Source organism: Sulfitobacter sp. EhC04 (genome assembly GCF_001650875.1).
Taxonomy (GTDB): domain Bacteria; phylum Pseudomonadota; class Alphaproteobacteria; order Rhodobacterales; family Rhodobacteraceae; genus Sulfitobacter.
Window position 1 is genome coordinate 98,147 of the sequence record NZ_LXYI01000042.1, and the last position, 19,990, is coordinate 118,136.

At 61.1% G+C, this 19,990-nt stretch carries 18 protein-coding genes; 9 read left to right on the forward strand and 9 right to left on the reverse strand.

The features are described 5' to 3' along the window. Positions 1–2: 2 nt before the first annotated feature. Positions 3–689, reverse strand: a complete 687-nt coding sequence (locus A8B82_RS17245) for a rhomboid family intramembrane serine protease (RefSeq protein ID WP_067295154.1) — start codon at positions 687–689, stop codon at positions 3–5. A gap of 73 nt (positions 690–762) precedes the next feature. On the opposite strand from A8B82_RS17245, the gene trpS reads away from it, so the two are divergent. Together trpS and A8B82_RS17255 are read left to right on the forward strand one after the other, a co-directional pair. After that, complete coding sequence (trpS, locus tag A8B82_RS17250) at positions 763–1,782, forward strand: tryptophan--tRNA ligase (RefSeq protein WP_067295157.1); 1,020 nt, start codon at positions 763–765, stop codon at positions 1,780–1,782. Between the two features lie 93 nt (positions 1,783–1,875). Then, positions 1,876–4,014, forward strand: coding sequence for a matrixin family metalloprotease (locus tag A8B82_RS17255; protein ID WP_067295160.1), 2,139 nt, complete (start codon positions 1,876–1,878; stop codon positions 4,012–4,014). A gap of 8 nt (positions 4,015–4,022) precedes the next feature. Here the strand turns inward: A8B82_RS17255 and A8B82_RS17260 are convergent, their stop codons facing one another. Continuing rightward, entirely contained in the window at positions 4,023–5,597 is a 1,575-nt protein-coding gene (locus A8B82_RS17260; protein ID WP_138069793.1) for a hypothetical protein, read from the reverse strand. Positions 5,598–5,740: 143 nt separating this feature from the next. Here A8B82_RS17260 and A8B82_RS17265 point away from each other — a divergent pair, with 143 nt between their 5' ends. Next, positions 5,741–6,946, forward strand: coding sequence for a phosphatase PAP2 family protein (locus A8B82_RS17265; protein WP_067295166.1), 1,206 nt, complete (start codon positions 5,741–5,743; stop codon positions 6,944–6,946). An 8-nt stretch (positions 6,947–6,954) separates the two neighbouring features. Here A8B82_RS17265 and A8B82_RS17270 read toward each other — a convergent pair whose 3' ends face one another. Then, on the reverse strand, positions 6,955–8,955 hold the full coding sequence (locus tag A8B82_RS17270; RefSeq protein WP_067295169.1) for a hypothetical protein: 2,001 nt from the start codon (positions 8,953–8,955) through the stop codon (positions 6,955–6,957). A 758-nt stretch (positions 8,956–9,713) separates the two neighbouring features. On the opposite strand from A8B82_RS17270, the gene aspS reads away from it, so the two are divergent. After that, positions 9,714–11,567, forward strand: coding sequence for an aspartate--tRNA ligase (gene aspS, locus A8B82_RS17275; protein WP_067295171.1), 1,854 nt, complete (start codon positions 9,714–9,716; stop codon positions 11,565–11,567). A gap of 36 nt (positions 11,568–11,603) precedes the next feature. On the opposite strand, the gene A8B82_RS17280 is transcribed toward aspS, so the two are convergent. After that, a complete protein-coding gene (locus tag A8B82_RS17280; RefSeq protein ID WP_067295174.1) occupies positions 11,604–12,080 on the reverse strand; it encodes a hemerythrin domain-containing protein in 477 nt (158 codons plus the stop codon). Between the two features lie 141 nt (positions 12,081–12,221). Between A8B82_RS17280 and A8B82_RS17285 the strand changes: the two genes are divergently transcribed. Together A8B82_RS17285 and A8B82_RS17290 are read left to right on the forward strand one after the other, a co-directional pair. Further along, positions 12,222–13,607, forward strand: coding sequence for a DUF1800 domain-containing protein (locus A8B82_RS17285; protein WP_067295177.1), 1,386 nt, complete (start codon positions 12,222–12,224; stop codon positions 13,605–13,607). A 13-nt stretch (positions 13,608–13,620) separates the two neighbouring features. Then, positions 13,621–14,781, forward strand: coding sequence for a DUF1501 domain-containing protein (locus A8B82_RS17290; protein WP_067295181.1), 1,161 nt, complete (start codon positions 13,621–13,623; stop codon positions 14,779–14,781). A 15-nt stretch (positions 14,782–14,796) separates the two neighbouring features. Here A8B82_RS17290 and A8B82_RS17295 read toward each other — a convergent pair whose 3' ends face one another. Beyond that, positions 14,797–15,009, reverse strand: coding sequence for a hypothetical protein (locus tag A8B82_RS17295; RefSeq protein ID WP_067295183.1), 213 nt, complete (start codon positions 15,007–15,009; stop codon positions 14,797–14,799). Positions 15,010–15,197: 188 nt separating this feature from the next. Between A8B82_RS17295 and A8B82_RS17300 the strand changes: the two genes are divergently transcribed. Next, positions 15,198–15,923 carry a GNAT family N-acetyltransferase gene (locus A8B82_RS17300; protein WP_067295185.1) on the forward strand — a complete coding sequence of 242 codons (726 nt, stop codon included), beginning with the start codon at positions 15,198–15,200 and terminating at the stop codon, positions 15,921–15,923. A gap of 42 nt (positions 15,924–15,965) precedes the next feature. On the opposite strand, the gene A8B82_RS17305 is transcribed toward A8B82_RS17300, so the two are convergent. Next, positions 15,966–16,685, reverse strand: a complete 720-nt coding sequence (locus A8B82_RS17305; RefSeq protein WP_067295188.1) for a response regulator — start codon at positions 16,683–16,685, stop codon at positions 15,966–15,968. Between the two features lie 151 nt (positions 16,686–16,836). On the opposite strand from A8B82_RS17305, the gene mce reads away from it, so the two are divergent. Continuing rightward, on the forward strand, positions 16,837–17,241 hold the full coding sequence (gene mce / locus A8B82_RS17310) for a methylmalonyl-CoA epimerase (RefSeq protein WP_067295191.1): 405 nt from the start codon (positions 16,837–16,839) through the stop codon (positions 17,239–17,241). A 3-nt stretch (positions 17,242–17,244) separates the two neighbouring features. Next, the gene (locus A8B82_RS17315; RefSeq protein ID WP_067295193.1) at positions 17,245–17,538 is read left to right on the forward strand and encodes a DUF1467 family protein; all 294 of its coding nucleotides are present in this window, start codon (positions 17,245–17,247) and stop codon (positions 17,536–17,538) included. On the opposite strand, the gene A8B82_RS17320 is transcribed toward A8B82_RS17315, so the two are convergent. From A8B82_RS17320 to A8B82_RS17330, 3 genes are read right to left on the reverse strand one after another with little or no spacing between them, the layout of a single operon-like run. Next, positions 17,498–18,205, reverse strand: a complete 708-nt coding sequence (locus A8B82_RS17320; RefSeq protein WP_067295196.1) for an EI24 domain-containing protein — start codon at positions 18,203–18,205, stop codon at positions 17,498–17,500. The genes A8B82_RS17315 and A8B82_RS17320 overlap by 41 nt on opposite strands. Further along, positions 18,196–18,768 (reverse strand): nitroreductase family protein, encoded by a 573-nt coding sequence (locus tag A8B82_RS17325; protein ID WP_067295199.1) that lies wholly within the window; start codon positions 18,766–18,768, stop codon positions 18,196–18,198. Before A8B82_RS17325 ends, A8B82_RS17320 begins: the two co-directional genes overlap by 10 nt. 9 nt (positions 18,769–18,777) lie before the next feature. Then, positions 18,778–19,884 (reverse strand): class II histone deacetylase, encoded by a 1,107-nt coding sequence (locus A8B82_RS17330; RefSeq protein ID WP_067295202.1) that lies wholly within the window; start codon positions 19,882–19,884, stop codon positions 18,778–18,780. Positions 19,885–19,990: the final 106 nt, after the last annotated feature.

Genomic DNA, 19,990 nt, shown 5'->3' on the forward strand with positions numbered 1-19,990 from the left:
GATCACCGCCGCCTGAGGCCCGCACGCATCCGCGCCCATTCCCCCGGTGCCAGCAGGAAACACAAGGCAAAGCCGCAGAAGAACCCCGCAAGCTCGGCCACCCAAAGCGTACCGACCTCAAAAAACACACCCCAGAGCAATTGCAGCCCCATCAGCATGCCAATCAGGGAAAAGGCCCGTGCCTGTTGCGCGCCGGTTCCCGCCAGCGAGCGCCACAGGACAAAGGAATAGGCCCCGATCAGCCCATAGACATTGGGATAGGCCCCGGTCAGCCACATCGGATCATCCAGCAACAGCGCATAGATCACCGCCCCGCCGACACCCGACAGCACGAAAATGACCGCAAATGCCATCTGCCCCATGACCTCGGCCACCATCTTGCCCAGCGCCAGCAGCAGCACCATGGCAAATATGCCATGGGTAAAGCCCAGATGAACAAAGGAATAGGTCACGACCCGATGCAGCTCGGACACCGGAAACTGCCCATTCGCGACCATCCAGTCAAATATCTGCCCGGAAAAGCCGTAGTCCCGGACAAGGCCGAGCCGCCAACCCACGGCCCCCGGCCCGCCGATCAGACCGGCCTCGCCCAGTGACAGCCCTGCCTCCACCCCGGCGATGGCCAGAAAAAACAGGATCACGACGGGGGGCATCGGATTGACAGGTGGTTGGAAATCGGGTGCGGACATGGGCGCTCCTTGACGGCATTGGCCCCCATGAGTAAGCCGTGCCCACCGCCTTTTCCAGCCCCAGAGGTCATCCATGTCCAAGACATCCTTTACCCCGCGCGTCTTTTCCGGGATTCAGCCCTCTGGGGGTCTGACGCTGGGCAACTATCTGGGCGCGATCAAGCGGTTCGTCTCGATGCAGGACGAGGCCTTCGAGACGATCTATTGCATGGTCGATCTGCATGCGATCACGGCAAAATTCCTTGAGCCTGACGTTTTGAGCCGCAACACCCGCGAACTGGCGGCGGGTTTCATCGCCAGCGGCATCTCGCCCGAGAAATCCATCCTGATCAACCAAAGCCAGGTGCCGGAGCATGCCCAGCTTGCATGGATTTTCAATTGCGTCGCACGGATGGGCTGGATGGGCCGCATGACACAGTGGAAGGACAAGGCGGGCAAGAATGCCGAGGCAGCCTCACTGGGGCTGTTCGCCTATCCGGCACTGATGGCCGCCGACATTCTGATCTATCATGCCACCCATGTCCCCGTCGGCGAAGACCAGAAACAACACCTTGAGCTGACCCGCGACATCGCGGCAAAGTTCAACCATGACTACGGCGTCGATTTCTTTCCGATCACCGAACCGGTGATCGAAGGGGCCGCGACCCGTGTCATGTCCCTGCGCGACGGGTCCAAGAAAATGTCGAAATCCGACCCGTCCGACGCCAGCCGCATCAACATGACCGATGACGCCGATGCCATTGCCAAGAAGATTCGCAAGGCCAAGACCGACCCGGACGCCCTGCCGTCCGAAGCCAAGGGCCTGGACGACCGGCCAGAGGCACGCAACCTGGTGAACATCTACGCCGGTCTGTCAGAGCAAACCGTCGATCAGGTCCTTGCAGAGGTGGGCGGCCAACAGTTCGGCACATTCAAGCCGTTGCTGGCGGATCTGGCTGTCGCCAAGATGGCGCCGATCTCTTCCGAGATGGCGCGCCTGATGGATGACCCGGCAGAGATTGACCGCATCCTGGCCAGGGGCGCGGAACAAGCCCGCGAGATCACGACACCTATCCTGAAAAAGACATATGAAATCATCGGGATGGTTGGCTGACGCTGTACGTTAGTAACCTGAAACTTAAGGTTCCTTAGGCGGCTTTCCGCTGCTAACCTGACATAGGTTCGTTTTTTTGTTCAGGGAAGTCTTATGCCGACAGTTGTTGATAATTACACCGCCATCCTTTCAGACGCCAGTTGGTCGGGCGAGGCGGCGACACCCACTGTGGTGACCTATTCCTTTGAAACTGTAGCTCAGGACTATCTGCTTGATCAGGGCTATTCACAGGCCTACGTCGACAGCTTCCAGCAATTTTCGAATGCCCAGCAAGCCCTGGCCCAATCGGCGATGAACGCCTGGGCCGCGGCCTCCGGCATCATCTTTGTCGAGGTTGAACCCGGCGAAGGCGACATGCGGTTTGCCAATTACAATTTCAGCGAAGACCCGGGCAACGCCGGTTTTTCAGGCTATGCCTATTATCCCGGCCGAAGCATCGGGCAATATGGTGCCTACGAATACGACCTCGGCGGCGACGTTTTCATCAACACCAGCCGTGCAGGAAACATGAGCTGGGGGCTTATCGCCCATGAGATCGGCCATGCCATCGGAATGGAGCATCCGTTCAGTGGCGACGTGATCCTGGACGCGCCCTATGACAATGGCACCTACACCATCATGAGCTACAATCGCGGCTCCGTGAACCGACTGGGCCTCTTTGACGTGGAGGCCGCGCAGCATATCTATGGCGGGCCTGATTTCACCCCTTCGACCACCGGCGGCATCACCAGCTTTTCGCTCAACGAAGCGGCCCTGCGCGTCACCCAGGGCTGGGGCTACGCCGCCTCTGCCATCACGGGAACCAGCCTGGACGATGTGATCGCGGCTGGGGCCGGGGACGACACCATCGGCGGTTTCGCAGGCAATGACACCCTTTCCGGCGAGGGCGGGAACGACCGGATCGACGGTGCAGGCGGGAATGACCGGATCGACGGCGGCAGCGGGAATGACGACATCCGGGGCGGTGACGGCAACGATACGATCGTGGGTGGCGCGGGCAACGACACGCTTTTCGGCGGAGACGGCTCCTCGGACTTCACATTTGTCGATGTGCTCGACTTCTCCGGTGCTCAGTCCGATATTTTCGTCGACCTCGACCGGTTCGAGACCAGCAACTTCTTGTCTGGCAATGCCGAAGGCGACGATATTGGCAACGATGTCCTATATGGTTTCGCAAATGTCCTGGGCGGTGCGGGCAACGACACGCTGGAAGGATCGCGTTACGACAACCTGATCCATGGCGGATACGGCGATGACAACATCGAAGGGGACAGTGGCAACGATACCCTGCGGGGCGGCGTCGGCAACGACCAGATCCTGGGTGGCGAAATGGCCGATACCCTGCTGGGTGACGGCGGTTTTGACACGATTTTGGGGGACGAAGGCGATGATTACATCAACGGCGGCTTCGGTGCGGACCTGCTGCGCGGCGGCACCGGCAATGACCTGATCTATGGCGGAGACGGGTTTGACAACATCTATGGCGATGCGGGCAACGATACCCTTTTTGCCGGCGACAGCGCGGACCGTGTGTTCGGCGGCGACGGTAACGATCTGATCCGGGGCGGCGCGAACTTTGGCACCTCTGTCGATGGCCTGTTTGGCGAGGCCGGCAATGACACGATCTTTGGTGAAGCCGGCTTTGACCTGCTCAATGGCGGCGCTGGCGATGATTACCTGGATGGCGGTAACCAGGCCGATAACCTATTTGGCGGTGCGGGCAACGATACGCTTCTAGGCGGCAACGGCCTTGACCGTCTGTTCGGCGGCACCGGCAACGATCTGCTGGACGGCGGGTCCATCGGTGATGCGCTGCTAGGTCAGGAAGGCAACGATACCATGCTGGCCGGCGAAGGCGACGACCGCCTGCTGGGTGGTTCGGGCAACGATGACATCCAGGGCGGCACCGGCAACGATTCGCTATATGGCAACGCGGGTTTCGACACGCTGACCGGGGGCGCTGGCAATGACCTGCTGCGCGGTGACTTCAACGGCGATACCTTCGTGTTTAACGAGGGCCACGGACACGACACGATCATCGACTTTGACGCAAACAGCGGCCTGGAGGTGATCGACTTTTCAGGCATCTCCAGCTTCCGCGCCTTTATCGACGTCATGCGGGAGGCCACCCAGGTCGGCAACTCGGTAGAGATTGTCACTGGCGTGGACAGTTCCATCATCCTGCTGGGTGTGGACCGGGCCGATCTGGACAGGGGCGATTTCCTGTACTGACCGCAGCGCTACTTTCGTCCTGCCAGAGACTGGCGCGCACGGTCCAGATAACCTGACTTGCGCAGGGTATTTGACGGATAGCTTTGATCAAACAAATAGCGTTCGATGCTGAAATCGGCCTCGATGGTTTTCAGTTCGTTGACCTGTTTCATGCTGTCGGCCGTCATGTTCTGCGCCGCGTGCAGCCCGATCAATTGCCGCCGGGGCGCGCGGTACGCGGGCGACCGGTCAGCCGCCAGTCTGGAACTTGCAACCGCCTCTTCGGTTCGTTGCAGGGAAATACACAGCAACGAATGGTGCAGGTTGCACATGGCCTCGAACTTGGACAAGGCAGAGATGAATTTGCTCTGGCGCGACAATTCATAGGCCTGATCCAGTTCCCCCTGCGCGATGCGACCCACGGACATGGCCTGCAGGGCAAACAGGTTGTTGGGGTTTTCGCGCAGCGCGCGGCGGGCCAGATTGACAGCACTGTCATGCCGCTCGAACAGGATCGCCTGCACGTTCGCACTGACCGCTGCCATCATCGCATCGCCCGGTGCCAGTTCTTCCGCCCGGATCAACAGCGCGGAGATTTCCTCAAGCGTCGCGGCATCTTCGACCAGGAAGCCCTCCATGATCATTGATGTCATCGCCCAGGCCTTGAGTGCCAGGTAAAGGCCTGCATCCATCTCGTCATTCGCGATGTCCAGCACCGAAAGGCTGGCTCGCATTTCCGCAGGATCAAAGGTCAGAACCTTGCGCAGCGCCTTTTGTACATGCCCCGACCGCATCGCCAGCGGGTTTTGGTCACGCCGCAGGCCGGGCAGTTTTTCCAGCGTCAGGTCCGCCACGTTCCAGCAGAACCGGCCCAATACGTCCTGACTGCGCAGGAAACTGTTCAGATCCTCGGCAAAGCAATGATCGGAATGCACGATTTCGTCCCGCACCGGGTCGATGACCTGAACAAGGATCGCGGCACCGTTTTCCTCTTCCTCGATGCTGGTGCGGATCACCAGATCGGCGCTGGTTTCGGTGATCGTGCGGCGCGACGCGGCGACGAAGTCGCTGATGATCTTGCCGACCTGGTCGTTCACGATCTGCTGTTTGACATTGCTGGCCGAGGACTGGTTCCAGGGTTCGCCGCACTGGATCGTTACCCGTCCCGGCAATTGCGCGTCCGACCGGTTCGCCCCGCTCCGCCGCAGCATCATGCGTTGCTGCATCAGCCAGTCGTTGAACTCAGGGTCGGGGATGACCAGACCCTCAAGAAACTCGCGGGTGCTCTGCGTATTGTCGATGTCGGTTTCGATGCGGTCGGACTCCAGCCAGACCGAGGTGCGATCAGACCCGAGGATGTCGGCAAATTCGCCAAGGCTCTTGCGAATGTCCACAAGTGTGGTGCGCAGGCTGCCCCGCGCCTGTTCACTGCCGCGATTGCTCCACAGTTTGTCTTCCAGCCATCGCCGCGACCGCGTGTGATTGTCGCTGCTGGCAAGCATCGCCAGCAGTCCCATGGCCTTCTTTCCCCTTGGGGTCAGCGCATCCCCCACTGGTGAGGAAATGCAGAAATCACCCCGCAATCTGATCTGTACAACCGTCATGACTCTGCCCCAGGCTCCCGCCTCGCGTGTAACCCCCTCAGAAGCAGTGAGAAAACCGTTAAAATCGGTCACATATCACGCTGTCTGTTGACCCAAGCCTATGCGCAGGCTGTACTGAATACAACGGTTCTCGGAGGGTTGGTATGACGGGTCTCAGCGCGCTTAACGGGCGGAATGGCCGAAACGGCAGGAATGGCAGAAACGGACGGAACGGCAGAAATGGCCGGAACGGGCGCAATGGCCGCGATGGCATCTTCTTTGCGGGGGGTGAAACCGACGGGCAGATCAGCGCCGCGCTGATGTCCACATTCGAAGGGATCACCCGCCAATGGGACGCAACGCGGCACCGGCCGCGCACCGCTGCCCCCACCACCAACCTGCCTGCGCTGTCGCCTGACCTTGCTGCCTTTGAGCGCCACGAGGGTTTTTTCCGCAATCACATCATCGACTATAATCTCGATCATCTGTTCGCGCCCCTCGTGCTGAATGCCCCGACAGAGGTGGTCCTGAAGGAGGCCGGTGCAGCCACGCCGATCTATACCCTGCCCCTGCCACAGGGCGCCGATCCGCAGATCCCGTTCCGCGAGGTGTTGAATGACTATCTTTGGGGCCAGATGCGTTTCGTCAAAAGCAGTGCCGCGCTGCGGGACGAACGGTTTGACGAAATCCACGTGCAGCAGACCGACACGCTCAGCTTTTTCGGGGCGCTGATGGCGCTGGACGACAATCGCACCCCCTGGACGCTGATGTTGCTGGACGCGATCCTGCGCTTTGGCACCTATATCGAAATGCCGGTCAAGCTGCATCTGTCCGCGACACGCCCGAACGAGATGTCAGGCTTTGTCCAGCCGATCATCCAGCCGCCAAGCCATGCCAGCTTTCCCAGTGGCCATTCGGTAGAGGCCTTTGCCGTGGCCACGGTCTTGCATGCGCTGTCCACTGACCCGCCGGGCAATGCGCCCTATTCGGCCCAATCCGCCTTTGCCACCACCCAGCCACCGACCGAGACAAGCCTGCTGATGCGGCTGGCCGCCAGGATTGCGGAAAACCGGACAGTTGCAGGTGTCCATTTCCCTGCGGACAGTTTTGCCGGCGCGGCAATGGGCATGGCGATTGGCGAATATCTGGTGAACGCGCTTAGCGGCGCTGCGCAGACCGGGGCCTATCAGCTTGAGACCGCCAATATCGCGGCGCTCGATTTCAACTTTGACACGCTTGCCTTTTCGGGCACGCAGAAAGCATTTGATCACGCGACTGCCTCCGTTGCGGTGGACGGGTCGATTGTATCGCCGCTGTTGCGCGACATCTGGGCGCGGGCGCGGGCGGAAATGCGGATCGCCGATTTCTAAGAGTTTGCTCAAATTGTCAGCGAACCTGCCTGGACCAGTTCACGGCTCAGGATCGCGGCAGCGCCACTTGACCCCGACAGGCGCGCGCCGGTGCCGGAATAGGTGCCGACCGTGCGCTGCCCATAGGTGAAAACCTGATCCACCACGCGATTTTGGGTTGCATCGCCTGACCCGACCCAGGGCGCGCCGCGCGACGCATAATCCGCCGCGGTGATCTGCCCCAATACGTCCTTTTGCGCCGAAACCGTGTGAATGCGTGGATGGGTGGCGCTGGCAAAGGCGCTGCAGGTGCCCTCATTGGTCAGCGGGGCCGCCACGTCCCAGCCGGGATGGCCATCATGGACAACGGGCACCGCGATCCCTTCGAAGAAAGACTGCCGCCCGCCAATGTTGAACCCCGGCGCGGTATCGCCACGCTGTATCTGGAACACAAGGTCGACCGGCACCGACGTGGTGTTGGTGATGGTGATACGCCAGTCACCCGCAGGCGCGATAGGCAGATCGGGGTCGATCCGCCGCGTCGGCGCGATGGCGAGGTTGTAGAAACCCAGGCAGTCCGGCCGCCCGTTAACCGCCCGTTCCGGGGCGTGGTAAAGCCGCACAGGCGCACCGTTCCGGGTGGCCCCCAGCGGCGGCACTGCCGTACCGGGCGGGGGAGCGGCCTGTATCACCTGGCCGCCATCCGGTGCCGTGACAGTCACCGCCAGCCCCTCAGGCAGGCTTGCCAAATGCGGCATCCTCCCACTGGTCAAAGTGCGTAACTCAAGGAAATTCGGGACCGGATCATCGGGTTGGATCACCCACACCAGCGGATCGGATGTCGCGCCCGGCGCGATCTGCACCCGCGCGACCTGCTGGGTGTTCAGGCTGTTGCCATAGGCATAGACCACATGCACCTGCTGGCCCAACGCCTCCGCAAGGGTGATCTCGCGCGCGATCTGCGCTTCGATGAACTTGCCGCCATCCTTCTGCCCCGCCAGAACGCCATAGCTGATGTTGATCACCAGCCTGGCCTGCGGCGCACGTCTGCGCGCCTCGGCGCACAGCCATCGAACCCCCTGAACGATATAGCTTTCGCTGTAGGTGCCGGTGGTGTCCACCGCCGCTTCGGGCGGCAATTGCACCGCCATCAGGGGAACGGCGCAGGGGTTATCCGACGCACACATGTCCTGACCATAGGCCAGATCGGCAACCGCGGTGCCATGGCTATCGCCGGGCGGGGGGCCGCGAAACGGGTCCCAGACATGCAGCGCATCGTTGATTTCGCCGTAGATGCGCACCTCATCGCGGGGATCATCGTGGATCATCGCGTCAATCTCGGGTTTGCGCAGTATGCGGCCAAGCTGCACCGCGTTGATCGGCGGCAGCGGCGTGCTGGCCAGGCATTCGCGCGACTGCAGCCAGATCGCCTCGACCCGGGTGTTGCCCGCGTCGGGGCCGTCGCGATGGCGAAAGGTCGTGTTCAGGAAACCAATGTCATTGTCGATGACCGCACCGATAACCTGCGCCTGCGGTAACGGCTGGCCGGCGGATTCTTGCGGCACCAATGCCATAAAGGGGGCGGGTGCAGGGCTGTACAAGGCCGGCGCGCCCAGGTCGATCACCTCAAAGATACTGTCATATTTCTGGTGCTCTGCCATGCTGTGGGCAAGCGGGCGATAAAGGAAAAATTCAAGCGGCGCATCAGCCAACAACGCATGTTCAAGACCGATCAGCAGGTCGTTGATATCAAACGCAAGGTCCTGACCGGACAGAAACGCCAGTTCGGGCAGCGCCAGCATTTCCGCATTGGCAAAGGGGGCGGGCCCCTGCAGAAACCGCTCAACCCGATTTTTCGAAACGGGACACAAACCGTTCCTCACCCGGACGAAAACAGGTTCGTAAACCGCCATCTCCGTTTCCAAAGCAACCTGTTCAAGCGAGGGGGCGGGGCCGTCAACCGCCCGATCCATCAGGTCGGCCCAATGAAGGTATCCATCCCAGAAATAATCTTGTTCAGCTTCTGTCATCTGTCCCTCGGATCAACCCGCCACATCCCTTTTATGGAGTCTGGGCGCGCAGATTGCCACCGGTCAAGCATGTCAGGTAGCCCCCTCAAATTTTAACGGTTTACTAACGTGCAACTCACAGCGGCCCAGGTAAACTGTAACTGGCTGTCTAGGCTGGTGTTTGTGACCCTGGTGGGGGTGAAGTTACTGCAGCGATCCCGGTCAGCGCAAAATGTTCCGGGTGAGTGGTCGGTGGCCGAGCTTTTGATTTTATGCTGCTTGGGTTGTGATCGCCTGGCGTGTGCGGGATGCATTACATCTTGTGCGCGCCACCTTCCCCTTCCGGGGTGGGAAGGGCGATCAAGGTAGGATTCAGCTGCCTTCGGGCAGTTGCGGCAATTGCGCCGAGCAAGAATGGCGCGGAGCCGATACCCGCACCGTTAAAGAGTAGGTATCGCGCGCCATGAGAATTGACTCATCGTCGCTATGCCCCCGACACCTCCCCGTCGGGCAAGGCCGGGTTGATCCCTTGTGGATCAACCCGGCCTTTTTATAGGCACATGCTGACATTGCACATTGCAACCACAAGCCTTCGGCAATCCGCCCCTGGGTCCCCTTGGCCAACCGTCCTCCCCGGAATGCCCCCATCCCGCCGACAATCGAAAGGACCGGCGCCATCGCCCCGCAAAAACGGGGTACGGGACCCGTCGCGCCCTTGACTTCCGGGGCGGCAAAAGGTGTACCTGCGCCAATTCATTCAGCCCTGAGGGGGACCGCACATGCACGCCTATCGCAGCCACACCTGCGCCGATCTGAACCTTGCGAACAAAGGTGATACCGTGCGCCTTGCCGGATGGGTCCATCGGGTGCGAGATCACGGCGGCGTGCTGTTCATCGACCTGCGCGATCACTATGGCATCACGCAGGTGCTGTGCGACCCCGACAGCCCTGTTTTTGCGCAGGTGGAAAAGGTCCGCTCTGAATGGTGCATCCGCATTGACGGCCTGGTAAAGGCCCGCGCGGAAGGGCTGGCAAACGCCAAGATCCCCACCGGCGAGATCGAAGTTTATGTCCGTGACATCGAAGTGCTGGGCCGCGTGAACGGCGACCTGCCCCTGCAGGTGTTCGGGGATCAGGAATATCCGGAAGAGACGCGCCTACGCTACCGCTACCTCGACCTGCGCCGCGAGAAGATGCAGAACAACATGGTGCTGCGCTCTGACGTGGTGTCCTCAATCCGCAAACGGATGTGGGATCAGGGCTTCAAGGAGTTCCAGACCCCGATCATCACCGCGTCCTCTCCCGAGGGTGCGCGCGACTTTCTGGTGCCGTCACGCCTGCATCCGGGCAAATTCTATGCCCTGCCCCAGGCCCCGCAGCAGTTCAAGCAGTTGCTGATGGTCTCGGGCTTTGACAAATATTTCCAGATCGCGCCCTGCTTCCGCGACGAAGACCCGCGCGCCGACCGGTCGCCCACCGATTTCTACCAGCTTGACCTTGAGATGTCCTTTGTCGAGCAGCAGGACGTGTTTGACACCATCCAACCCGTGATCACCGGCGTGTTCGAAGAGTTCGGCGGCGGCAAGAAGGTCGATCAGACCTGGGAGCAGATTTCCTACAAGGATGCCGCCCTCTGGTACGGCTCCGACAAGCCCGACCTGCGCAACCCGATCAAGATGCAGGTGGTGTCAGAGCATTTCGCAGGCTCGGGTTTCGCCATCTTTGCCAAACTGCTGGAACAGGACGGCACCGAGGTCCGCGCGATCCCCGCGCCGACCGGCGGGTCGCGCAAGTTTTGCGACCGGATGAACGCCTTTGCCCAGAAGGAAGGGTTGCCCGGCATGGGCTATATCTTCTGGCGCGAGAAAACGGCGGATGCCGTGGCACAGGAAATGGGCATTACCGTGAAGGAAGCCCAGGCCAAGCTGAAATCCGGCGAAGTCGAAGGTGGCATGGAAGCGGCGGGTCCGCTGGCCAAGAACATCGGCCCCGAACGCACCGAAGCCATTCGCCAGCAACTCGGCCTCGGTGTCGGTGACGCGGCCTTCTTCCTGGGCGGCAAGCCCAAGGCATTCGAGGCCATCGCGGGCCGCGCCCGCAACATCATCGGCGAGGAACTGGGCCTGACCGACAAGGACCGTTTCGCTTTTGCCTGGATCGTGGATTTCCCGATCTACGAAAAGGATGCTGAAACCGGCAAGATCGACTTTGAACACAACCCCTTCTCCATGCCTCAGGGCGGGATGGATGCGCTCATGGGCGATCCGATGGATGTGCTGGGCTTTCAATACGACCTGGCCTGCAACGGCTATGAACTGGTCTCGGGTGCGATCCGGAACCACAAGCCCGAAATCATGTTCAAGGCCTTCGAGATTGCGGGCTATGGCGAAGAGGAAGTGCGCAAGCGCTTTGGCGGCATGGTCAACGCCTTCCAATATGGCGCCCCGCCCCACGGCGGCTGTGCGGCGGGCATCGACCGGATCGTGATGCTGCTGGCCGAAGAACAGAACATCCGCGAGGTGATCCTGTTCCCGATGAACCAGCGTGCCGAAGACCTGATGATGAACGCACCAAGCGACCCGACCAGCGACCAGTTGATGGAATTGGGGCTGAGGGTGATCCCGCAGGAGTAGGTGAAGAGGGCTGCATCTGTTGCAGCCCCTTTTTCGTCAATCCTCCAACGAATCTTCCTTCTTTTCCTCGATCAGCCCTCGCTCTTCTTTCTTGCGGGCTTCAAAGCGTGCGCCGAAACCCTCGATCTCCTTGGCGTCGATGACTTCCCTGGCGCGGGAGAATACATCCTCCTCCTCTTCATCCATGTGATGTTCGTAGTCGTGCCTGAGTGTCTTGAACCTGGTCAGCCAGCCCGATGACGACATGTCCATCTCGTTCAGCTCTTCCATCAAATCGTCAAGCTGCTGGTGTTCATGCACCGAATGGCGCGCAGCGTCCTGGCCCCAGGTCTTTGAAATCAGTTTGGAATAGAACGTCTCTTCCTCTGCGGCGGCGTGGGATTTCACGTCGTGATAAAACCTGTTCCAGGCGTTCTGACGCTCTGTGCTGTCGCCACTTGTTTCACCGATTTCCTTTAACAGGCTGCGGTGCAGATCGTGGTCGGCTTTGATCGCGTCATAGATCGTGTGCATGGGGGGTCCTTTCGGTCAATGCTGCCCAACGCACGGACACTTGGGACGGTTCCCGGCCAAATTCGGCCTGTGCCCGATTGCCAGGGATGCAAAATGCGCCGTGACATATTATCTTGGACACAGGGCCAGTTTGGAGACGACATGGGCTTTTCACCACATCTTGCCGAGCGGCGCTTTGGCTATGGCGCATCGCCCGAGATCGCGCCGCCTGCCTCTGTCGCGGCCATGCTCGACAATCTGCGCGGTGAAGACGTGATGGCCCGGCAGTTCCCGATCCCCGGGTTCCGCCCGTTGCAGGATGCCAGTATCGTCAAACGCCGCTTTGATTCCTTTGCCCGCAAGGAAACCACATCCTCCGAACAGGCCGCGGAAGCCCGCAAAAAGTCTGACGCGATCGTGCATGATTTCATCCGTCAACGCCTCCGGTCCTTTGGGCAGATCCAGCTGCGGCGCATTTATGGCTCCGACACTTTCCGCGAGCGGCTGGTTGTCTTCTGGGCGGATCATTTCACCGCACAGGGAAAAGCTGCGATGCTCAAACAGGCGGTCCCCGCCTATGTCGAAGAAGCGGTCCGCCCCCATGTAACCGGGCGCTTTGCGGATCTGCTGACCGCCTGCGTCATCCATCCCGTAATGCTGGAATATCTGGACCAGACAACATCCATCGGACCGGGCAGCAAAAGAGGCCAGCGCAAAGGCAATCGCCGGGGTCTGAATGAAAACCTGGCGCGCGAATTGCTGGAGCTTCATACCCTGGGCGTCGGTTCCAGCTATGGTCAGGACGACGTGCGCCAGATGGCTGAATTGCTGACGGGCATGAGCCGCACGCGCGACTATACTTTTGTCTTTCGCAAGGGTTGGGCAGAACCGGGCAGAGAAACCGTGCTGGGCAAGACCTACAGCGACCGCAAGGACATGACGCCGATCCGCGACGCGCTCAACGATCTGGCCATGCACCCCGACACGGCCCGTCACCTTGCCACCAAACTGGCGGTGCATTTCGTTGCCGATACCCCGCCAGAAGAGCTGGTTGCGCGGCTGACTGCCGCCTACCTGGACAGCGGCGGTGAATTGATGGCGTTCTATGAGGCGCTGCTGAATGATCCTCTGGCCTGGGAAATGCCCGCCACAAACATGCGGCCTCCGCTGGAATACATCAGCACCGCATTGCGCGCGCTGGCCGTTCCGCCGGATCGCATTCAGGCATTGAAACCCAAGGAGACCCGCAGATGGTTCCTCGGTCCGCTGAGGATCATGGGACAGGATTGGCTGGTGCCCTCGGGACCCGATGGCTGGCCCGAAGCCGATGGCGCATGGGCCACCCCGCAAGGCATTGCTGCCCGGCTGGAATGGGCGATGACGGTTCCCTCCCGGCTGCTTGGGGAATTGCCCGAACCTGCGGAATTCCTGCGCAGCACCGTGGGCCCGGATGCGCCGGAGCAGTTGAAGTTCGCCACTGCCGCCGCCGAAACCCGCGCGGTCGGGATTGGCCTTGTGCTTGTCTCACCTGCGTTACAGCGACGCTAGAAAAGGGATCACGATGACAAAGAAGCTCTCCCGCAGACAGCTTTTGACCCGCGCAACGGCAATCGGCTGCTCGCTGGCCGCCAGCCCCTTGTGGACCCCGATGACCTTTGCCCAAGCCCCCTGGGACACCCGCCTTGTCGTCATCATCCTGCGCGGCGGCATGGATGGGCTGGATGTGGTGCGGCCGATGGGCGATCCGGCCTTTGCCGCATTGCGGCCTGGCCTGAAGTCCGATGGCGCGCTGGACCTTGACGGTTACTTTGCCCTGCACCCGGCACTTGCCGGGCTGATGCCGCTTTGGCGGCAGCAGGAACTGAGCTTTGTCCATGCCGTATCCACCCCCTACCGCGACAAGCGCAGCCATTTCGATGGCCAGGACCTGCTGGAAGCAGGCACCGCCGAGCTGGGCGATGGCACACGCGATGGCTGGCTGAACCGGCTGTTGCAGCAGATGCCCGGTGTGGCGCGGGACACGGCCTATGCCATTGGCACAACACCCCTGCCGGTATTGGAAGGGACTGCGCCGGTGTCGAACTGGGCACCGGAGGCCAATCTGAAGATCAGCCCGCAAGCCATGCGGCTGGCCGCCATGGTGATGGAGGAAGACCCCGCCCTGCACGCCGCCCTGGCAGAAGCGGAAATGCTGGCGGAGACCGAGATGGATGGCAAAGGCGGCCGGGCACATCATCAGATTGCCCGCTATGCGGCAAGCAGGCTGCGCGGTGACGCTCGGGTTGCGGCCTTTTCCCTTGGTGGCTGGGACACCCACCGCGTCCAGCACCGAGTCCTGCCGCGCAGCCTCGGGACGCTTCAGGACTCCATTCTGGCCCTGAAGGACGGGCTGGGCGCGGATGTCTGGGGCAAGACCGCGATCCTCGCGATGACCGAATTCGGGCGCACGGCCCGCGAAAACGGCGCCGGTGGCACCGATCACGGCACCGGTGGGCTGGCGATCCTGGCGGGGGGTGCGATCAAGGGGGGCCGGGTGAGCACCCGCTGGCCGGGGCTGGCAGAGGTCGATCTTTATGAACGTCGCGACCTGATGCCGACCGGCGATGTGCGCGCTACAGCAGCCTGGATGCTGCGGGGCATTACCGGCGTGAACAAGGATACTCTGGAAGCCAGCGTTTTTCCCGGACTGGACATGGGCAGCGACCCCGGCCTGTTGGGGTAATTCCTGCCGGGGTTCTCAGAAGGCCGCCGTGGTCATGACATAACTGCCCAGGCTGGCAACCAACCCCGCCTCGCCCGCCTGAATCGACGCTGCAACCACGATCACAACACCCACAAGCGAGACCGCAAGAACGATCCAATCCACCTTGCGGGGATCGGCACCTTTCTTTTCTGACGTGTCGCGTTTGTCCGGAAACATCTGTGCGCCTGTGGTTTGTGCTGCATTCATGCCATCTCAGCAGGGTAATATGTCGATTTTTGGCTGTCACGGTGCAGGTTTTGCGGCGCAGACCAAGATATCGGCACAGGTTGATCGGAAAACATGCCGCAGGATACCCCCTAACGGTGACGCTCAGGGCGGCCCGAGCAGCGCATTATCCTCTTTCCCAATGGGTTTGCTGCGCATATCGTTTTACCATGACTGACGTTTCTTCCCCTTCGAGGCCTGTCGGGCCGCCTGTGCCCAACTGGACGCCGCCACCGCGCCCTTCGGACGACACCATGACCGGCAGTTATGCGCGGCTGGCCCCGCTGTCCGCAGATGTCCACGCCGCCTTGCTTTACCGCGCTTATGCCGAGCATGACGCGGTCTGGGACTATATGCCCTACGGGCCATTTTCATCTGCCGCGCAGTATCATCGCTGGGCGCGGGAGCATGAAGGCCAGCAAGACCCGTTTTTCTACGCGGTCCGCAATCTGGAGAGCGGCAACTGGGAAGGGGTGGCGAGCTATCTGCGCATCACGCCAGCCGCAGGTTCAATCGAAGTGGGGCACATCAACTTCAGCCCGGCACTGCAACGCACACGCGCGGCCACCGAAACCATGTACCTGATGATGAAATGGGCCTTTGAAGCAGGGTATCGGCGGTATGAATGGAAATGTGACGCATTGAACATGCCTTCCCGTCGGGCGGCGCAACGGCTTGGGCTGAGCTACGAGGGCATTTTCCGCCAGGCCGTGGTGGTAAAGGGGCGCAACCGCGATACCGCCTGGTTTGCGGCCATTGATTCCGAATGGCCCGCGTTGAAAGAAGCCTTCGAGGCCTGGCTCTCCCCGGCGAATTTCGACAGCGACGGTCAACAACGCGAAAGCCTGGGCGACCTGACCGGCCTTGTCCGCGCCGCCAGCGATCCCGCGCTTTGAGTACGGGTCTTTTCAACGGGTAGGCCCCCGGCCCCATTGCTCCTAGATCGCGACCTTGTTGGACAGGCGGTGCTGGATGAGGCCCGCCAGGATTGCCGTCTCTGATGCAGCAGCCTCGCCCAAAGCTCTTTTCGCGGCGAGGGCATGTGCCGCATCTTCCAGCGGCTTGTCCTCGGCCAGCCGCGCAACACCGGTCAGGAACTGCGCCACGTAGGCCAGCGCGTGATCATCGGGCGGGTCCTCAAGCACCTCAGCGATATGGGCCATATCGTCCTGCAACGCGATCCGGTCGGGAATGACGACAGCATTGTCCAGAACGCGCGGCCCTTGTGGGTGGCGGTCTTCGGGCAGCAGCGACAATATCTTTTCCTGAAAGCCCGCGATTGAAACAAGCGGCTTGGCGAGGAAGCCGTCAGCCCCCGCTGCCATCGCCTCCCCCTCCAGATAGGTGTCGCCGGACATCGCCAGCAGGACTTGGACCCTGGGCTGGCTGACCGCCAGTTCCGAAATCAGGTCGGTTCCATTGCCATCGGGCAGGCCAAGGTCGATAACGACCACCGAAGGACGGTAGACCTGCAAATGGCGCCGGGCCGACCGCAGGCAATCGGCCCGCCTGATCCGCGCACCCGACCGCAGGCAAAGCAGGCGCATCGCGTCGCAGGCATAACGGCTGTCCTCAATCACGAGGACGGTCAGGCCCAGCAGGGGTCGGGCCGACGTCGGTTGCGGAAGTTGGGCGGTGAAGGGATCGTTACTGTCCATTGTCGTCTCCAATCCGATAACGACTCAGAGAGTATCCAGCGATGGCTAATGCGCCGTTAACGCCGCCAGACCGCCAGCGCGCGCAGGTGTCACATTGCCCTTGCTCCGGCTTGGGGTCATAAGGCAGATGCAAATCGGAAGGATACCTATCATGATCGGACGTTTGAACCATGTGGCCATCGCTGTTCCCGACCTGGAGGCGGCCGCGGATCAATATCGCAATGCGCTCGGGGCCAATGTCGGCGCGCCGCAGGACGAGCCCGACCATGGCGTAACCGTCATCTTCATCGAACTGCCCAACACCAAGATCGAATTGCTGTATCCGCTTGGGGAAAACTCTCCGATCCAGGGGTTTCTGGACAAGAACCCATCAGGTGGCATTCACCACATCTGTTACGAAGTTGATGACATCATCGCGGCCCGCGATCACCTGCAATCCACCGGCGCGCGTGTACTGGGGACGGGAGAGCCAAGGATCGGCGCACATGGCAAGCCGGTTCTCTTCCTGCACCCCAAGGATTTCAACGGCGCCCTGGTCGAGCTGGAGCAGGTCTGAACCATGGGTATCACATCGGGCATCGTCCTGTTTGCCGTGATCTGGGCGATGACGTTTCTCATCGTCCTGCCGATCCGCGTGCAGACCCAGGGCGATCTGAAGGACATCGTGCCGGGCACCCACGCAGGTGCGCCGGAACATCATTATCTGGGGAAAAAGGCGCTATGGACCACCGCCATCGCGGCGGTCATCTGGGCCATGGCGGCCACGGTCATCCTGTCAGAATGGATCAGTATCGCTGATGTAGAGACCTGGTTCAGGGCCGGCGCATGGTCAGGCCGTGGTACAGATGGGTAAAGGTCGCAGCCCCCAGGATCGGGATCAACAAGTTCAGCAGCGGCACTGACAAGGGCATTGCCATCAGCGTGCCTGCCACCCAGATCGTGCCGATATGTTCCCGGCGCAGCGCCTTTGCCTGCGCCCTGCCGACCCAGCGGATCGCCACCATCGTGAAATATTCGCGGCCCAGCAGGAACCCGTTCATCATCCAGAAGATCAGCGGCGCAAAGGGCGGGAACATCAGATAGAGCGCGATGGCAAAGATATTCGCGGCCAGAAGCACGCCAAGAAAATTCACCGTATCGCGCAGGGCATCGCCAAAGGATACTGAGTTCGCGCGAGGCAATTGCGGGAAGTGTTGCGCCTCAACCGCGTCCGCGACCTCGTCCAGGAACATCGAGGTGATCGCAGAGGCGACCGGGATCATCAGGAACACCGACAGGAACATCAGCAGGAACGCGGCCCCCCAGGACAGGAAATCGTCGATCCACTGAACCTCGCCCAGGATCGGAAGCCAGATCTCATCTGGTGTTATCGCTTCGGTCAGCCAGGCGAAACCGGCGGTAAACCCGATCAGCAACATCAGAGACAGCACCACCCCCAGCAGAAAGACCCGGCGAAAGCGCGGGTCGCTCAACTGCCCAAGCGCCAGAAGAAATGCGTTGAATATCAGACCTATAGCCATGTCGTTATGCGCTCTATTTCGGGGCGGGGTCGTTCCGGAGGTACAGAGGTTTCCGTGCCAATGTGGATGATCCCCGCGATCCGCTCATGATCTTCCAGCGCCAGACCGTCACGCATGAAGGCCCGGTCATGTGACACCCAACCAGACAGCCAGTTCGCGCCCCAGCCGCTGGCCAGCGCCGCGTTCAACAGCGAAAGGCATACCGCGCCCGCTGAATAGGTCTGCTCAATCGCGGGCACTTTCTCGGAGGGTCGTTGCACTTCAACCACCACAACGGCCAAATGGCCGTCGTCGAATTGGCTGCGGGCCTTGGTTATCTGTTCTGCCGGCAGACCCAGCTCATTGGCTCGCCGCTCTGCCGCGTCGGCGAGGGCTTGCAGCGCACCACGTTCCAGCACGACGAACCGCCAGGGTTCCAGCTTGCCATGGTCCGGCGTCCGTGCGGCGGCTGTCAGAAGGGGCATCAGCGCTGCGCGATCCGGCACGGGCAGTCCAAGCGTCTTTGACGGGCGCGACCGGCGGGTCTGTAGAAAATTCAGGGCGTCGGGATTGGCAACGGGCATATTTGGTCCTCAGAGTCCTAGTGTTTTCGCCATGTCGTCTATCGACTGGCGCAGGAAGGCATCAAAGGCTGGCGAAGGCTGGCGGATGTTAAACGATGGCAACATCGGGTCGGTTGCCATGATGGCGCTGCCCGCAAGTGTCGCAATGGTGGCATGGCCGCAGAACGGCACATAGGCTTCGGAATAACCCCCTTCATGAACCAGCACAAGGCGGCCATCGCAGAGGCGGGCAGCGGTGTCCTTGATCCGCTGGGTCATCTCGGCAAAGGTTGCCGACGTGGCCTGCATCCGGGCAAGCGGGTCGACCATGGACGCGTCGAAACCGCAGGCGACGATGATCAGGTCGGGCTTGAAAGCGTCGATGGCAGGAATCACAACCCGGTCCATCGCATGAAGATAGGCCGTATGGCCGGAACCCGCGTACATCGGAAGGTTAATATTGGCACCGTCTCCGGCCCCCTTGCCCCGATCCGATATTGCACCCGTGGTCGGGGGATAGTTACCTTCCTGATGGAGCGAGATCGTCAGCACGTCGTCACGGTCATAGAAAATCTTTTCCGTGCCGTTGCCATGATGCACGTCCCAATCCAGCACAACGACACGTTTCACGTCGCCACGGGCCAAGGCCGCCTCGACGGCGATGGCGATATTGGCGAGCAGGCAAAAACCCATCGGGCTGTCAGGTTCGCAATGGTGGCCCGGCGGGCGGGTCAGCGCATAGGCGTTGTCGAGATTTCCGGTCGCCACAGCCTCGACCGCGGCACAGGCCAGGCCAGCAGAGAGGGTCGCTATTTCGTAGCCACCCCGACCGAATGGCGCATGATGTCCGATTTCGCCACCCTGGGCGTCCGATACCGCTTTGAATTCATCCAGATATTTGGCCGGATGTACCCGTTCGAGGCTTTCCCGGTCTGCTTCCGGTGCGCTGCGTTGATCCAATTCAGCGCTAAGCCCCGTCACATCCATCAGGTTCTTCAACCGCCGCTTTGTCTCCGGGCTTTCGGGAAGGCCCCCACTGGCCTGCGGCTGCACCAGCCCGCCCACAGGCAATGTCAGGGCATAATTGCCGCCTGCGTGCCAGAAGCACCGCTCATCCCAGTAAAATCCAGTTGCCATGATATTCTCCCTCCTGAAGCCTTGCGCCGAAACTGGCGCAGCGGAACGGGATTGTCCATCATACACGCCTGATGAATGGCTTGTCAGGGAGCCTCTTCCAGCAAGG

Coding starts and splice junctions, on each gene's coding strand:
- A8B82_RS17245 (WP_067295154.1), bottom strand. CDS start 689: ATGTCCGCACCCGATTTCCAACCACCTGTCAATCCGATGCCCCCCGTC.
- trpS (WP_067295157.1), top strand. CDS start 763: ATGTCCAAGACATCCTTTACCCCGCGCGTCTTTTCCGGGATTCAGCCC.
- A8B82_RS17255 (WP_067295160.1), top strand. CDS start 1,876: ATGCCGACAGTTGTTGATAATTACACCGCCATCCTTTCAGACGCCAGT.
- A8B82_RS17260 (WP_138069793.1), bottom strand. CDS start 5,597: ATGACGGTTGTACAGATCAGATTGCGGGGTGATTTCTGCATTTCCTCA.
- A8B82_RS17265 (WP_067295166.1), top strand. CDS start 5,741: ATGACGGGTCTCAGCGCGCTTAACGGGCGGAATGGCCGAAACGGCAGG.
- A8B82_RS17270 (WP_067295169.1), bottom strand. CDS start 8,955: ATGACAGAAGCTGAACAAGATTATTTCTGGGATGGATACCTTCATTGG.
- aspS (WP_067295171.1), top strand. CDS start 9,714: ATGCACGCCTATCGCAGCCACACCTGCGCCGATCTGAACCTTGCGAAC.
- A8B82_RS17280 (WP_067295174.1), bottom strand. CDS start 12,080: ATGCACACGATCTATGACGCGATCAAAGCCGACCACGATCTGCACCGC.
- A8B82_RS17285 (WP_067295177.1), top strand. CDS start 12,222: ATGGGCTTTTCACCACATCTTGCCGAGCGGCGCTTTGGCTATGGCGCA.
- A8B82_RS17290 (WP_067295181.1), top strand. CDS start 13,621: ATGACAAAGAAGCTCTCCCGCAGACAGCTTTTGACCCGCGCAACGGCA.
- A8B82_RS17295 (WP_067295183.1), bottom strand. CDS start 15,009: ATGAATGCAGCACAAACCACAGGCGCACAGATGTTTCCGGACAAACGC.
- A8B82_RS17300 (WP_067295185.1), top strand. CDS start 15,198: ATGACTGACGTTTCTTCCCCTTCGAGGCCTGTCGGGCCGCCTGTGCCC.
- A8B82_RS17305 (WP_067295188.1), bottom strand. CDS start 16,685: ATGGACAGTAACGATCCCTTCACCGCCCAACTTCCGCAACCGACGTCG.
- mce (WP_067295191.1), top strand. CDS start 16,837: ATGATCGGACGTTTGAACCATGTGGCCATCGCTGTTCCCGACCTGGAG.
- A8B82_RS17315 (WP_067295193.1), top strand. CDS start 17,245: ATGGGTATCACATCGGGCATCGTCCTGTTTGCCGTGATCTGGGCGATG.
- A8B82_RS17320 (WP_067295196.1), bottom strand. CDS start 18,205: ATGGCTATAGGTCTGATATTCAACGCATTTCTTCTGGCGCTTGGGCAG.
- A8B82_RS17325 (WP_067295199.1), bottom strand. CDS start 18,768: ATGCCCGTTGCCAATCCCGACGCCCTGAATTTTCTACAGACCCGCCGG.
- A8B82_RS17330 (WP_067295202.1), bottom strand. CDS start 19,884: ATGGCAACTGGATTTTACTGGGATGAGCGGTGCTTCTGGCACGCAGGC.